This is a genomic window from Mesorhizobium sp. M2E.F.Ca.ET.219.01.1.1, assembly GCF_004016445.2.
Taxonomy (GTDB): domain Bacteria; phylum Pseudomonadota; class Alphaproteobacteria; order Rhizobiales; family Rhizobiaceae; genus Mesorhizobium.
Window position 1 is genome coordinate 195815 of record NZ_SADT02000001.1, and the last position, 13850, is coordinate 209664.

The window sequence follows — 13850 nt, forward strand, 5'->3', positions numbered from 1 at the left end:
GACGCAATTCCTGACGGAAAACCGTGTCACACTTTTCCTGGAATTGCTCTAAAACCACCGCCCTTGCAATCGGGTATTTTGCCGGTAAGTAAGTCGGCTAATAAACTGAAAAAAACAAAATGTCAGCGGCAAACCCGAGAAATCGTGTTGCCGACCGCTTCCATTCGACATGTCTGATCATATACCGGCACATTGGGCTGAGGCTGGCGCGTGGTCGGCCGGTCGAGCTCACGATAGATCTGCTGCTGCTGCTGGTACTGCTGCCGCTGCAATTGGTTCTGCAACTGCTGCAACTGGTTCTGCTGCACCAATGCGTTGCGGTTCGTCGGGATGACGACCTGGGCCGATACGCCGGAAGCCATGCCCACCAAGCCGGAGACCGCCAGGGCAGCTGAAATCAGAAACGTCGACAGGTAGCGGGGCGACATGGCTTCTTTTCCGCATGAAAAACAGAACCTCGATCTAATATAGGGTGTTGGACCGGCGCTGCCATGGTCAGCTGATCGATTGTCATGCCAAAGAAAATCCGGCCCGTGCCCCAGCGTTGCACTTGACGGCGGCGGCCGCCGGCGGCTCTAACAGCGGCTCCGCCCGTCCACGCGACTGGCCGGTTGGCAACGAGGGATTCGATGAAAATCAGGTATAAGTTCGCCATAGCGATGCTGGCCGTCGCGAGTATCGTCGGTCCGCCGGCATTCGCGGCGCAGAACAAGGGCGACAAGGTTGCCGCTCAACCCGCCGACGCGGCGGCCAAGCCGCAGCTGCCGGGCGGCGCCTCGGCGCTGTCGGAAACGCATGGCGACTGGACGGTGAACTGCCAGGTCACCGGCACCAACAAGGTCTGCAGCCTGTCACACCAGCAGTTCAACAAGCAGAGCGGCCAGCGGCTGCTGGCGATCGAATTGACGACCAAGACCGGTCAGGACGCCGCGGGCACGCTGGCGCTGCCCTTCGGGCTTGCGCTCGCCAACGGCGTCGCGCTCGAAATCGACGACAAGAAGCTCGACGGCACGCTGCAGTTCAACACCTGCCAGGCGGTGGGTTGCCTGGTGCCGGTGACGTTCGATGCCGACATCACGCCGCTCCTGCAGAACACCACCACGCTGAAGATCAACGCTATCGCCGCGGACACAATGCAGCCGATCTCCTTCACCATCTCGCTCAACGGTTTTGGAAGCGCGCTGGCCCGGACGGCGGATCTGTCGGCAGACTAAGCGGGCAAACACGGGCGCTCGTATTTGGGCGATCGGCGGAAGCCGGTCGCCCTTATTCGTTTCCGTCCACCTCGCGCAGACGATAGCCCACCCCCGTCTCGGTGATGATGTATCGCGGCTGGTCCGGGGTCTTCTCGATCTTCTGCCGCAGCTGGCGGACATAGACCCTCAGATATTGCACGTCGGTCGTGTCGTTCCAGATCTGCTTCATCAGGAACTGATGCGTCAGCACCTTGCCTGCATATTGCACGAGCATGCGCAGGATGTCGTATTCCTTGGGCGACAGTTTCACTTCCTTGCCCTCGACCTTGACGATGCGCTTCACTAGGTCGACGGAGAGGCCGCCGGTATGGAACACCGGCTTCTCGCCCTGCTGCTGGAACTTGTGGCGCAGCGCCACGCGGATACGGGCGACCAGCTCGTTCATGCCGAAAGGCTTTGTCACATAATCGTCGGCGCCAAGCTCGAGCGCCGAAACGATACCGGCCTCGTCGGTGCGGCTGGACAGGATCACGACCGGAATGTCGAGCCCGTCGCCGCGCCATTTGCCGAGCAGCTCCAGGCCGGTCATGCCGGGCAGGCCGAGATCGAGCAGGATCAGGTCGGGCCCCTCGGCCTGCACGAGTTCGATCGCCGCCTTGGCGTTCGGCGCCTCGGAGACCGTATAGCCTTGACTGCCAAGGCCGACGCGCAGCAGTTTGCGGATCGGCGGCTCGTCGTCGACGACCAATATGGAAACGGCCTGATTTGTCATGCCGCATCATCCGTAAGGGGCGCGCCGGGCGCCGGCAAGTCAGCCGGCACCGGCATGCGGATGGTGAAGATCGCGCCCGGACGGTCGGTGCGGTTGGCCGCCGCGATCGTGCCGCCCATCGCCTCGATGAAGCCGCGGCTGATCGACAGGCCGAGACCGGTGCCGGCGCGCACCTGGTCGCGTTTGCGCACGCGGTAGAAAGTGTCGAATATCCGCTCCAGGTCGCCCGGTGGGATGCCCGGCCCCTCATCCATCACCTGCAGGATGACGGCGCCGTTGTCGACCCAGGCCTGCAGCCGGATGATCGAGCCGGGCGACGCGTATTTGGCGGCATTGTCGAGCAGGTTGAACAGCGCCTGCTCAAACAGCACGGGATCCAGCCGCAGCATCGGCAGGTCGGCCGGGATGTCGGTCTCTATTTTGTGCTCAGCGGTGATCGTCTGCGCCCGGTTCAGAGCCGAGCCGACGACATCGCCGACATAATGGAGCGCGTAATTCGGCTCCATCGCGCCCGACTCGATCCTGGTCATGTCGAGCAGGTTGGCGATGAAGCGATTCAGCCGCTCCGACTCGCTGACGACCGTCGACAAAAGCTCCGCGCGATCCTTTTCCGGCAGCGCCGGCGCGAATTCCTTCAGCGTGCCGGCCGCGCCCATGATCGCGGCAAGCGGCGTCTTGAGGTCATGCGAGATCGAGGTGAGCAGCGCCGAGCGCAACCGGTCCGCTTCAGCCGCGAGCCTGGCGCGGTCGACATCGTCGACGAGTTGGACGCGCTCGATGGCCACCGCTGCCTGGTCGGCCAGGGCGTCGAGCAGGCGCTGCTGCTCAGGCGTCAGCAGCGGTCCCTGCTTGTCGTTGTCGAGGCCGACCACGCCGATCGCGGTCCGCCCCGTCCGCAAGGGCAGATAGAGACGCTTTGCGCCGGGCAAGGTGTCGGCGCCGCGGCCGGCGGCGCGGTTGTGCTCCCAGGCCCAGCGGGCGGCCGCGATGTCGGCCTCGGCCAATGTATCGTCGGGCGGATAGCCGGCCTTGACGGTGATGGTGCCGTTTTCCGGCAGAAGCAGCACGACCCGGACCTTCAGCATCGAGGCGATCTGGAAGGCGGTGGCCCACAACACGTCGTCGAGCGTGCCGGCGCCGGCGAGCTTCTTGGAAAAGGAATAGATGTCCTCGGTGGCGCGCGCCCGCGAGCGCGCGGCGACGGCCTGGCGCTGCACGCGCGCCGTCAGATTGCTGGCGATCACGGCGACGACGACGAAGACGACGAAGGCTACGATGCTTTCCGGATCCCGGATCGTCAGCGTGTAGCGCGGCTCGAGGAAGAAGAAGTTGAAGGCAAGCGCGCTCACGAAGCAGGCATAGAGCGCCGGCCAGAGCCCGAAGGTCACAGCCGCGGTCAGCACCGCCAGAAGCAGGACGCTGGCGAGATTGCGGACATCCAGGAACTGGTCGAGGATCGAGCTGACGGCCAGCGCGCCGACGACATAGACGGTCGAGATCAGATAGGGCCAGATCTGGAAAGACTTCTGCTCGGGCGCAGCCTTGACGCGTACCTGCGGGGCGTCGCCATCGCGCTCGGCGCCCGAGATGACGTGGACGCTGATGTCGCCGGCGTTGCGGATCAGATCATAGGTGAGCGAACCCTCGATCAGTTCGCGCCAGCGCGAACGGGTCGGTCGGCCGATGACGATATGGGTAAAATTGTTCGTCGTCGCGTGGCGCACGATGTCCTGGGCGACGTTCTGGCCCGGAATGGTGGCAATCTCTGCGCCGAGCTGCTCGGCGAGGCGGAGGTTCCTGGCCAGGCGGTCCTTGTCTTCCTCGGACATGCCGGCCAAACGCGGCGTGTCGATGTGAAGCGCCGTCCAGGGCGCGCGCAGCCGGTCGGCGAGCCGGCGCGCATAGCGGATACGGGCCGCGCCGCCAGGCTGCGAATCGACGCAGACCAGCACCCGCTCGCCGGCCGCCCAGGGGCCCGGAATGGCATGCGACTGCATGTGGTTGAGCAGCTGTTCGTCAACGCGCTGGGCGGTGCGGCGCAGCGCCAGCTCGCGCAGCGCCGTCAGATTGCCCGGCGAAAAATAGTTCTCGATGGCGCGCTGCGCGGTGTTGGGGAAATAGACCTTGCCGTCCTGCAGCCGTTTGATCAGGTCGTCAGGGGTAAGGTCGATGATCTCGATGTCGTCGGCCTCGTCGATGATGGAATCGGGGACTGTCTCGCGCACCCTGACGCGCGTGATCTGGGCGACGACATCGTTCAGGCTCTCGACATGCTGGATGTTCAGCGTGGTGTACACGTCGATGCCTTGCGCCAGGATCTCCTGCACATCGAGATAGCGCTTGGGATGCCGGCTGCCTGGCGCGTTGGTGTGGGCAAGCTCGTCGACAAGGACCAAAGCAGGCCGCCGCCTCAGGATGGCGTCGATGTCCATCTCGTCGAGGGTCTGGCCGCGGTAATCAACCAGGCGGCGCGGAATCACCTCATAGCCGTCGACCAGCGCCTGGGTTTCCTTGCGGCCGTGGGTCTCCACGATGCCAATGACGACATCGACGCCGTCGGCGCGGCGGGTGCGGCCCGCCATCAGCATCTCGTAGGTCTTGCCGACGCCGGGTGCCGCGCCAAGGAATATGCGCAGCCGGCCACGGCCCTCGCGCTCGGCATGCTCGAGGAGCGCGTCGGGGGAGGGGCGGTTCTCGGAGTCGGTCCTGTCGTCGGGCATCAGTCCAATCATGGTATGGGCCGGGGATCGTGTCGATCCCCGGCGCGCGTGGATCACTTCAGCTCGTCCAGCGCCAGGTTCAGCGCCAGCACATTGACCACCGGCTCGCCCAGGACGCCAAGCTCGCGAGCTTCGACATGGCCGTCGACGAGCGCCTTGACCTTGGCCTCGTCAACCCCGCGGGCCTTGGCGACGCGCGGCACCTGGAAGTAGGCGGCCTCGGGGCTGATGTCGGGATCGAGGCCGCTGCCGGAGGTCGTGACAAGGTCCATCGGCACCGGCGCGTTCGGGTTCTCCGCTTTCAGCTTCTCGGCGTCGCCCTTGATGCGCTCGATAAGCTTCGGATTGATCGGGCCGAGATTGGAGCCACCAGAGGAGCTGGCGTCGTAACCGTTGCCGGCGGCCGACGGCCGGCCGTGGAAGTAGCGGTCGCGGGCAAAGGCCTGGCCGATCAGCTCGGAGCCGATGACCTTGCCGTCCCTGGTGATCAGGCTGCCATTGGCCTGTTTCGGAAACAGCGCCTGGGCGATGCCGGTCATGCCGATCGGATAAATAAGGCCGGTCAGCACCGTGAAGAAGACGATCATGACAAAAGCGGGTCTGAGTTGCTTGAACATCGGAATAGATCCTTATGCGAGGCCGAGGGCCGTGACGATCAGGTCGATCGCCTTGATGCCGACGAAGGGCACGACGATGCCGCCGAGGCCGTAGACGAGCAGGTTGCGGGTGAGCAGCGAGCCGGCGCCGATCGCACGATATTTCACGCCTTTCAGCGATAGCGGGATCAGCGCGATGATGATCAGCGCGTTAAAGATGATGGCCGACAGGATGGCGCTCTGCGGCGTTGCCAGATGCATGATGTTGAGCGCCTGCAGCGGACCGGTGGACTGGCCGGGCGCGACATAGAAGACCGCGAACATCGCCGGGATGATGGCGAAGTACTTGGCCACGTCGTTGGCGATCGAGAAGGTGGTCAGCGAGCCGCGCGTCATCAAAAGCGCCTTGCCGATCTCGACGATCTCGATCAGCTTGGTGGGGTCGCTGTCGAGGTCGACCATGTTGCCGGCCTCGCGCGCGGCGACCGTGCCGGTGTTCATGGCGACGCCGACATCGGCCTGGGCGAGCGCCGGCGCGTCGTTGGTGCCGTCGCCGCACATGGCGACCAGCTTGCCCTTGGCCTGCTCCTCGCGGATCAGCGACAGCTTGTTCTCAGGCGTCGCCTGAGCGAGGAAATCGTCAACGCCGGCCTCGGCGGCGATCGCCGCCGCGGTCAGTGGGTTGTCGCCGGTGATCATCACCGTGCGGATGCCCATCTTGCGCAACTCGGCGAAACGCTCGGCTATGCCGCCCTTGACGATGTCCTTGAGGTGGACGACGCCGAGCAGGCGACCGTCGCGCTCGACAGCCAGCGGCGTGCCGCCGGCCTTGGCGATCTCGTCGGCAAGGGCCTGGAGATCGCGGATGGTGTCGCTTGTCGGGCGCGTGCCGTGGGCTGCGACGGTCGCCTGGTTGACGTGATTGAGCACCGCATCGACCGCGCCCTTGCGCACCGACGAACCGTCGATGTCGACGCCGCTCATGCGGGTCTGCGCGGTGAAGGGCACGAAAGCCGCGTGCAGGGTCGCCATGTCGCGGGCGCGTATGCCGTATTTCTCCTTGGCCAGCACCACGATCGAGCGGCCTTCCGGCGTCTCGTCGGCGAGCGAGGCAAGCTGGGCGGCGTCGGCCAGCTCCTGTTCGGTGACGCCCTTGACCGGACGGAACTCGGTCGCCTGGCGGTTGCCGAGCGTGATGGTGCCGGTCTTGTCGAGGAGCAGCGTGTCGACATCGCCTGCGGCCTCGACGGCGCGGCCGGACATGGCGAGCACGTTGAAGCGCACCAGGCGGTCCATGCCGGCGATGCCGATGGCCGACAGCAGCGCGCCGATCGTGGTCGGGATCAGGGTCACGAACAGGGCAACCAGGATCGTCACCGGGATATAGCCGCCCGAGTAGGAGGCGAAGCTCGGGATGGTCGCGGTCGCCAGCACGAAAATCAGCGTCATGCCGACAAGCAGGATGTTGAGCGCGATCTCGTTCGGCGTCTTCTGGCGCTCGGCGCCCTCGACCAGCGAGATCATGCGGTCGAGGAAGGTCTGGCCGGAGGCGGCGGAGATGCGCACGCGGATCCAGTCGGACAGCACCTGGGTGCCGCCGGTGACGGCGGAGCGGTCGCCGCCGGATTCGCGGATGACGGGCGCGGATTCGCCGGTGATCGCCGCCTCGTTGACGGAGGCCACGCCTTCGATCACCTCGCCGTCGGACGGGATGATGTCGCCGGCCTCGACCAGCACGACATCGCCGACCTTCAGGCTGGTGCCCGGCACCAGCTTGAACTTGGCGCGGTCGCCATTGGCGAGCAGCTTGGCCTGGGTCTCGGTGCGCGCCTTGCGCAGCGAATCGGCCTGCGCCTTGCCTCGGCCTTCGGCAACGGCCTCGGCGAAATTGGCGAATAGCACGGTGAACCACAGCCAGATGATGATCTGGAGGGTGAAGCCGAGATCGCCGCCGCCGGTGATGAGATCGCGGATGAAGAGCACGGTGGTGAGCAACGAGACAATGGCGACGACGAACATCACCGGATTCTTGATCAGCGTGCGCGGGTTCAGCTTGCGGAAGGCGCCGCCGATGGCGGGCACAAGGATGCGGGCATCGACAATGCTCGCGGATTTGGACTGGCTCATTTCGAGGCTCCAGTATCGGTTATGTTGGACGGCGCCGGGTGTTCGGTCTTCGGGAAGAGGTGCGGAAGGCCGACGGCCAGCAGCCACAGCACGAACAGCACAGCCGCCATGCCGAGAAAGGTTGAAAGCGTCGGGAAAGGACGAGGCTTCTCGTCCCTTCCGTTGTCGGGTGCTCCGTCACCGGTCTGGTGACCGTCGTGCCGACGTATGTCGTTGAAGCGGGGCATGGTCATCTCAGAAGGTCTGCCCATGGATCATCGCCAGATGCTCGACGATCGGACCGACGGCGAGCGACGGGAAGAAGGTGAGGCCGCCGACGATGATGATGACGCCGACCAGCAGGCCGACGAACAGCGTGCCGTCGGTCGGGAAGGTGCCGGCCGAGGCGGGCACGGTCTTCTTCGCCGAGAGCGAGCCGGCAATGGCCAGAGCCGGGATGATGACCAGGAAGCGGCCCATCAGCATGCCGATGGCCATGGTCAGGTTGTACCAAGGCGTGTTGCCGGTGAGGCCGCCGAAGGCCGAGCCGTTGTTGGCGGCCGCCGAGGTATAAGCATAGAGCACTTCGGTGAAGCCATGCGGGCCGCCATTGGCGATCGACGCGACGGCGCTCGGCAGGACCACGGCGACCGCCGTGAAGATCAGCATGGCCAGCGGCAGGCATAGGATGGCGAGCATCGCCATCTTGACCTCCCTGGCCTCGATCTTCTTGCCGAGATATTCCGGCGTGCGGCCGACCATCAGACCGGCAACGAAAACGGCGATGACGACGAACATCAGGATGCCGTAGAAACCGGCGCCGACGCCGCCGACGATGACTTCGCCAAGTTGCATGTTGATGAGCGGGATCATGCCGCCGAGCGCGGTGAAGCTATCATGCATGGCGTTGACGGCGCCGCAGGAAGCAGCCGTGGTGATGACCGCGAACAGCGCCGAGGCGGCAATGCCGAAGCGGGTCTCCTTGCCTTCCATGTTGCCGCCGTCGATGCCGAGCGCATGGACGAGCGGATTGCCCGCGGCCTCGGCCCAATAGCAGACGATGACGCCGATTATGAACAGCACACCCATCGAAGCGAGGATCGCCCAGCCCTGGCGCTGATTGCCGACCATGCGGCCGAAGACGTTGGTGAGACCGGCGCCGAGCGCGAAGATCGTCAGCATCTGGATCATGTTCGAGACCGCATCCGGATTCTCGAACGGATGCGCGGCATTGGCGTTGAAGAAGCCGCCGCCATTGGTGCCGAGCATCTTGATGGCGACCTGCGAGGCGACCGGTCCGAGCGCGATGGTCTGCTTGGCGCCTTCCAGCGTGGTGGCGTCGACATAAGGTCCAAGCGTCTGCGGAATGCCGAGCCAGACATAGACCAGCGTCAGCACGATACACATGGGCAGGAGCACGTAGAGCGTGCAGCGGGTCAGATCGACCCAGAAATTGCCGATCGACTTGCCCGAGGCACGAGCGAAGCCGCGGATCAGCGCGATCGCGATGGCGATGCCGGTGGCGGCCGAGACGAAATTCTGGACGGTAAGGCCCGCCATCTGCACGAGGTAGGACATCGTGCTTTCGCCGCCGTAGTTCTGCCAGTTGGTGTTGGTGACGAAGCTCGCGGCGGTGTTGAAGGCGAGCTGCGGGTCGACCGCGGCCATGCCTGCCGGGTTGTAGGGCAGCACGCCCTGCAGCCGCTGCAGCGCATAGAGAACGAGAAGGCCCACAAGGTTGAAGAGCAGCATGGCCGTCGCATAGACGGCCCAATGCTGCTCTTCCTTCTCGCTTGTCCCGGAGAGACGGTAGAGGCCGCGCTCGATCGGGACGAGCACGGGCGAGAGCAAGGTGCGGTCGCCGTTGAAGACGCGGTACATATAGAAGCCGAGCGGCTTAACGAGCGCGACGAGAATGGCGCAGTAGATAAGGATCTGTATCCAGCCGTAGATTGTCATTGGGATGGCTTTCCGTGCCTGGCGCCGGAGCGTTCTAGAAACGCTCGGGGCGGATGAGGGCGTAGGTGAGGTAGGCGAGCAGGAACAAGGTCACCGCGCCGCCAAGGATGTAATCAAGAAGCATGGTCCGACCCTTCCGCTCAGATTCTGTCGCAGGCTTTGACGTAGGCTAAGGACAGGGCGAAGAATAAAATCCCGATCCCGAGAACTATGAGGTCCATGGCAGGTCTTCCTTGTTTCCACTTTGTGTTTGCGGGCTCGCAGTGGCGGCTCAAAACTGCACGCGGACGCACGTCACCTTGGCGGCGATGGCGAGCAAGCGTTTCTTCGAAGGGAGATATGGACCCGATCGCCATAAAGGTTCGAGACGGGGCGGATCGGAAAGATATAGGAATTTTATAGGAATTTGGCCTGACTATTCAGGGAACCTGTCGCCAAAGTGAGCTGTCCGCAGGTGCTCTTTCCCTGAGGCGGCGACTCACCGCTGGAAAGTCTGTCGCCTTGCGCCCCACCGCCGCCGCCGGCGTCTTCGACGCCTGGTTCAGACATCAGAAAATAGAAACTATCGACCTCAATGCCCTCGCTCGATAGCATGCAGAAAACTGTTCGCGATGTCCTCGCACACCTGTTCGCGATGTCCCCGTTCCTAACAAAGGGGAGAAGGAGAGGGCCACGCGCCGGCTTTCGAATTGAAGCAAGGGAACGAAGAAGAATGCTCGACATCGCACCATCGCAACAGGCGGCAACCTGGCTCGGCTCGTTCGGTCGGGCGCTGGAGGCCGGCGATATCGAGGCGGCGACGAACCTCTTCGTCGAGGATTGCTACTGGCGCGATCTTTTGACCTTCACATGGAACATCAAGACCATGGAGGGGCAGGCCGCGATCCGCGAGATGCTGAAGGCCACGCTGTCGCTGGCTCAGCCGTCGCACTGGCGCCTGACCGGCGAGGCGAGCACGGATGAAGGCACGATAGAGGCCTGGTTCAGCTTCGAGACGGTGGTAGCGCGGGGCGAGGGCATCCTGCGGCTGAAGGACGGCCGCTGCCGCACGCTGTTCACGGCGATGAGCGAGCTCAAGGGCTTCGAGGAGCGGAAGGGACCGGCCAGGCCGCTCGGCATCCGCCACAAGGCCGATCCGGAGCGAGAGACCTGGGCGGAAGCGAGAGCACGCGAGGCGCGCGATCTCGGCCTGCATGAGCAGCCCTACTGTCTGGTGATCGGCGGCGGGCAGGGCGGCATCATGCTCGGCGCCCGGTTGCGGCAGCTCGGTGTTCCGACGCTCATCATCGAGAAGAATGCGCGCGCCGGCGATTCCTGGCGCAACCGCTATCGCTCGCTCGTGCTGCACGACCCGGTCTGGTACGACCATCTGCCTTACATTCCGTTCCCGGAAAACTGGCCGGTCTTCACGCCCAAGGACAAGATGGGCGACTGGCTGGAGATGTATACGCGCGTCATGGAGCTGAACTATTGGGTCGCCACCAAATGCATCAGCGCCGCCTATGACGAGGCCGAAAAGGTCTGGACCGTGGTGGTCGACCGCGTCGGCCAGCGCATCACGTTGAAGCCGAAGCACATCGTCTTTGCCACCGGCGCCTATGGACCGCCGCGGCAGATCGACTTGCCGGGCGCCGACAATTTCAAGGGCGAGCTCCTGCATTCCAGCCAGTATTCCACCGGCGAGAAATTCCGCGGCAAACGCGTCGCGGTGATCGGTGCTGCCAGCTCCGGCCACGATGTCAGCGTCGATCTGTGGGAAGCGGGCGCCAGGGTCACCATGGTGCAGCGCTCGCCGACGACGGTGGTGAAGTCCGATACGCTGATGGAGGTCGGCTTCGAGATCTTTTCGGAGAAGGCGCTGGCGCGCGGTATCACCACCGACAAGGCCGACATGATCGTCGCTTCCACGCCATTCGCCTTGGTGCCGAAAGGCCAGCGCGCGCTCTATGACGTGATCAGGGCGCGCGACGCGGATTTCTACCGGCGTCTCAGCGACAGTGGCTTCGCCATTGACTTCGGCGAGGACGAGACCGGGCTGTTGATGAAGGCCTACCGCACCGGTTCCGGCTTTTACATCGATGTCGGCGCCTGCGAGCTGATCCTGAACGGCGAGATCAAGGTGAAAAGCGGCGTCGGCATCAAGTCGCTGACGCCGAGCGGCATCCTGTTCGAGGACGGCAGCGAGCTCGAAGTCGACGCGATCGTCTGCTGCACCGGCTATCAGTCGATGAACGAGACGGTTGCCGCAATCGTCTCGCGCGAGGTCGCCGACAAGGTCGGCCCGTGCTGGGGCCTCGGCTCCGGCGTCAAGGGCGATCCCGGCCCCTGGCAGGGCGAGTTGCGCAACATGTGGAAGCCGACGGCGCAGGAGGCGCTGTGGTTCCATGGCGGCAATCTGGCGCTGTCGCGGTTCTATTCGAAATATGTGGCGCTGCAGCTCAAGGCGCGGATGGAGGGGATTGCGACGCCGGTGTATGGCGAGCCGAGCAATGCGAGGCGTTGAATCTGCGATCTCCCCCCTTGTGGGGGAGATGGCCGGCAGGCCAGAGGGGGGCGCTGTCCCGCCGAGGGCTCAAAATTAAGGTTCCTCGCCCCCGCCAAAGGCGGGGGGAGAGGTGGCCGCGAAGCGGACGGAGAGGGGGCCTTCGTAGGGCGCTCCCCTCTCCGTCTCGGCTTCGCCGAGCCACCTCTCCCCAGTTCGTGGGGCGAGGAACCTTTGTCCTGCAGTGCCGCGTTCTTTCGCGCCCCCTCATCACTTCCCAAAATGCCTCGCCGCCACATCCACATGCGTGTGAGGAGCATGCGCCTCGAAGCGCTCGGTCTCGTTGTGGTCGGGCGTTTCGTTCGGCCACCATTTACCACCGATGGCGATGCCGCTGGAGACCAGCCGCTGATCCGCGACCAATGACGCTCCGACGGCATCGACGAAGGTGAAGCGGCCGGGTTGCTGCCGCAACACCGCGACATCGCCGATGCCGCCGACCTTCAGCGCGCCAAGCTCGGGCCGGGCAATGGCCTGCGTGGGGTTCACCGTCGCTGCGCGCAGCACCTCGACCAGCGGCATGCCGAGCGCCATCAGCTTCGACATGCAAACCAGGATGTCGAAGGCGGGGCCGTCGACGCAGTAGAGATGCACGTCGCTCGAGATGACGTCGGGCGCCAGGCCTTCGGCGAGCATCGACTTCGCCACTTCGAAGTCGAAGGAGCCCATGCCGTGACCGATGTCGAAGATGACGCCTCGCTCGCGCGCCAGCCGCATATCCGGCCGCACCGCGCCGGAGGCGAAGACCGGCGCGTTGGGGAACGGGCGGAAGCAGTGGGTGAGGATGTCGCCGCGGCGCAATCTCGGGAGCACCTCCGAGCGGCCCGGCGGCGGTTCGTCGATATGGGCCATCAGCGGCAGGCCGACCCTGTCGGCCGCTTCCAGCGCGAGGTCGACCGGCGCGATTCCGCTGGTACCCCCGGCATGCTTGCCGGAGCGGACTTTCACGCCGACGACGACATCGGCATGCTCGCGCACCGCGGCCACCGTCTCGCGCGGTTCGCAAAGCCTGAGGTCGCTGCATTCGCCGACGGAGACTGTTTTGGCGAAACCGAATATGCCGGCAAAGGAGATGTTGACGTAAGCGAGGATGCGAACTTTCGAGCGCTCGATGACATGGCGGCGAAAGCCGAGGAAATTGCCCGCTCCGGCGCTGCCCGCGTCGATGAAGGTGGTGGTGCCGCTCTTGGCTGCCAGCCGGTCGGCATCGACGCCGAGCGAGGTGCCGCCCCAATAGACGTGGCTGTGCAGGTCGACGAGGCCGGGCGTGACGATGCAGTCCCTGGCGTCGACCACCTGCGTGGCATGTTCGGCATCGATGGCGGCCTCGATCGCTGCAACGCGGCCATCGGCAATGGCGACGTCGCGTTGCGCATCCAGGCCCGATGCGGGATCGATGACGCGCCCGCCTTTGATCAGGAGATCGAACTGCATCGCTGCCCTCTCTGCTGTTTGTTTCACGCAATTCCGGACGGAAAACCGCTAACCACTTTTCCTGGAATTGCTCCAGGCGATCAGACCGGCCGGTAGGCGACCGCCTCGACTTCGATCTTGATGTCGATCATCAGGCGCGATTCGACGGTGGTGCGCGCCGGCGGATCCTTCGAGAAATGTTTTGCATAGACGGTGTTGAAGGTGCCGAAATCGCGCGCGTCCTCCAGCCAGACGGTGGTCTTCACCACATCGTCCATGGTGCAGCCGGCCAGCGCCAGCGCCGCGCTGACGTTTTGCAGCACCTGCTCGGTCTGCTCGGCGATGCCGCCCTTCACCACCAGCCCGTCGCTGCCCACCGGCACCTGGCCGGAGACATAGACGAAATCGCCGGCGCGCACGGCGGGCGAGAGCGGGACATGCGATTTTCCAAAGCATTGCTTGGGCAAGTAAGCCTCCTCTTAGCGATCGAACGGAACCGTTCGCGTGGCCGTCTACGCTTGTCGGCATGATCCTCATAGAGGCAAT

At 64.6% G+C, this 13850-nt stretch carries 12 protein-coding genes; 2 read left to right on the forward strand and 10 right to left on the reverse strand.

The window, feature by feature from the left end; genetic code table 11:
• Nucleotides 1-122: 122 nt before the first annotated feature.
• Entirely contained in the window at nucleotides 123-428 is a 306-nt protein-coding gene (locus tag EN862_RS00890; RefSeq protein WP_127868411.1) for a hypothetical protein, read from the reverse strand.
• A 201-nt stretch (nucleotides 429-629) separates the two neighbouring features.
• Here EN862_RS00890 and EN862_RS00895 point away from each other — a divergent pair, with 201 nt between their 5' ends.
• Complete coding sequence (locus EN862_RS00895) at nucleotides 630-1214, forward strand: invasion associated locus B family protein (protein WP_127868412.1); 585 nt, start codon at nucleotides 630-632, stop codon at nucleotides 1212-1214.
• 52 nt (nucleotides 1215-1266) lie between these two features.
• On the opposite strand, the gene EN862_RS00900 is transcribed toward EN862_RS00895, so the two are convergent.
• Genes EN862_RS00900 through EN862_RS00930 form a run of 7 tightly spaced genes read right to left on the reverse strand, consistent with a single transcriptional unit; the run spans nucleotide 1267 to nucleotide 9473 of the window.
• Nucleotides 1267-1968 (reverse strand): response regulator transcription factor, encoded by a 702-nt coding sequence (locus tag EN862_RS00900; protein WP_127868413.1) that lies wholly within the window; start codon nucleotides 1966-1968, stop codon nucleotides 1267-1269.
• Nucleotides 1965-4688, reverse strand: coding sequence for a sensor histidine kinase KdpD (locus tag EN862_RS00905; protein ID WP_127868414.1), 2724 nt, complete (start codon nucleotides 4686-4688; stop codon nucleotides 1965-1967). The genes EN862_RS00900 and EN862_RS00905 overlap by 4 nt, the downstream gene beginning before the upstream one ends.
• Nucleotides 4689-4741: 53 nt before the next feature.
• Entirely contained in the window at nucleotides 4742-5305 is a 564-nt protein-coding gene (gene kdpC, locus EN862_RS00910) for a potassium-transporting ATPase subunit KdpC (RefSeq protein ID WP_127868415.1), read from the reverse strand.
• Between the two features lie 12 nt (nucleotides 5306-5317).
• Nucleotides 5318-7411, reverse strand: coding sequence for a potassium-transporting ATPase subunit KdpB (gene kdpB / locus EN862_RS00915; protein ID WP_127868416.1), 2094 nt, complete (start codon nucleotides 7409-7411; stop codon nucleotides 5318-5320).
• On the reverse strand, nucleotides 7408-7662 hold the full coding sequence (locus EN862_RS00920) for a hypothetical protein (RefSeq protein ID WP_245519455.1): 255 nt from the start codon (nucleotides 7660-7662) through the stop codon (nucleotides 7408-7410). The genes kdpB and EN862_RS00920 overlap by 4 nt, the downstream gene beginning before the upstream one ends.
• Nucleotides 7646-9349, reverse strand: coding sequence for a potassium-transporting ATPase subunit KdpA (gene kdpA / locus EN862_RS00925; protein WP_127868417.1), 1704 nt, complete (start codon nucleotides 9347-9349; stop codon nucleotides 7646-7648). Before kdpA ends, EN862_RS00920 begins: the two co-directional genes overlap by 17 nt.
• A 34-nt stretch (nucleotides 9350-9383) precedes the next feature.
• Nucleotides 9384-9473 carry a K(+)-transporting ATPase subunit F gene (locus tag EN862_RS00930; RefSeq protein WP_040990279.1) on the reverse strand — a complete coding sequence of 30 codons (90 nt, stop codon included), beginning with the start codon at nucleotides 9471-9473 and terminating at the stop codon, nucleotides 9384-9386.
• Nucleotides 9474-10061: 588 nt separating this feature from the next.
• Between EN862_RS00930 and EN862_RS00940 the strand changes: the two genes are divergently transcribed.
• Nucleotides 10062-11852: an NAD(P)/FAD-dependent oxidoreductase gene (locus EN862_RS00940; protein ID WP_127868419.1), complete on the forward strand. Its 1791-nt coding sequence runs from the start codon at nucleotides 10062-10064 to the stop codon at nucleotides 11850-11852.
• 249 nt (nucleotides 11853-12101) lie between these two features.
• Here EN862_RS00940 and EN862_RS00945 read toward each other — a convergent pair whose 3' ends face one another.
• Both EN862_RS00945 and EN862_RS00950 read right to left on the reverse strand, forming a co-directional pair.
• Nucleotides 12102-13325, reverse strand: a complete 1224-nt coding sequence (locus tag EN862_RS00945) for an amidohydrolase/deacetylase family metallohydrolase (protein WP_127868420.1) — start codon at nucleotides 13323-13325, stop codon at nucleotides 12102-12104.
• Between the two features lie 80 nt (nucleotides 13326-13405).
• Complete coding sequence (locus EN862_RS00950) at nucleotides 13406-13771, reverse strand: RidA family protein (RefSeq protein WP_112126402.1); 366 nt, start codon at nucleotides 13769-13771, stop codon at nucleotides 13406-13408.
• Nucleotides 13772-13850 lie beyond the last annotated feature (79 nt).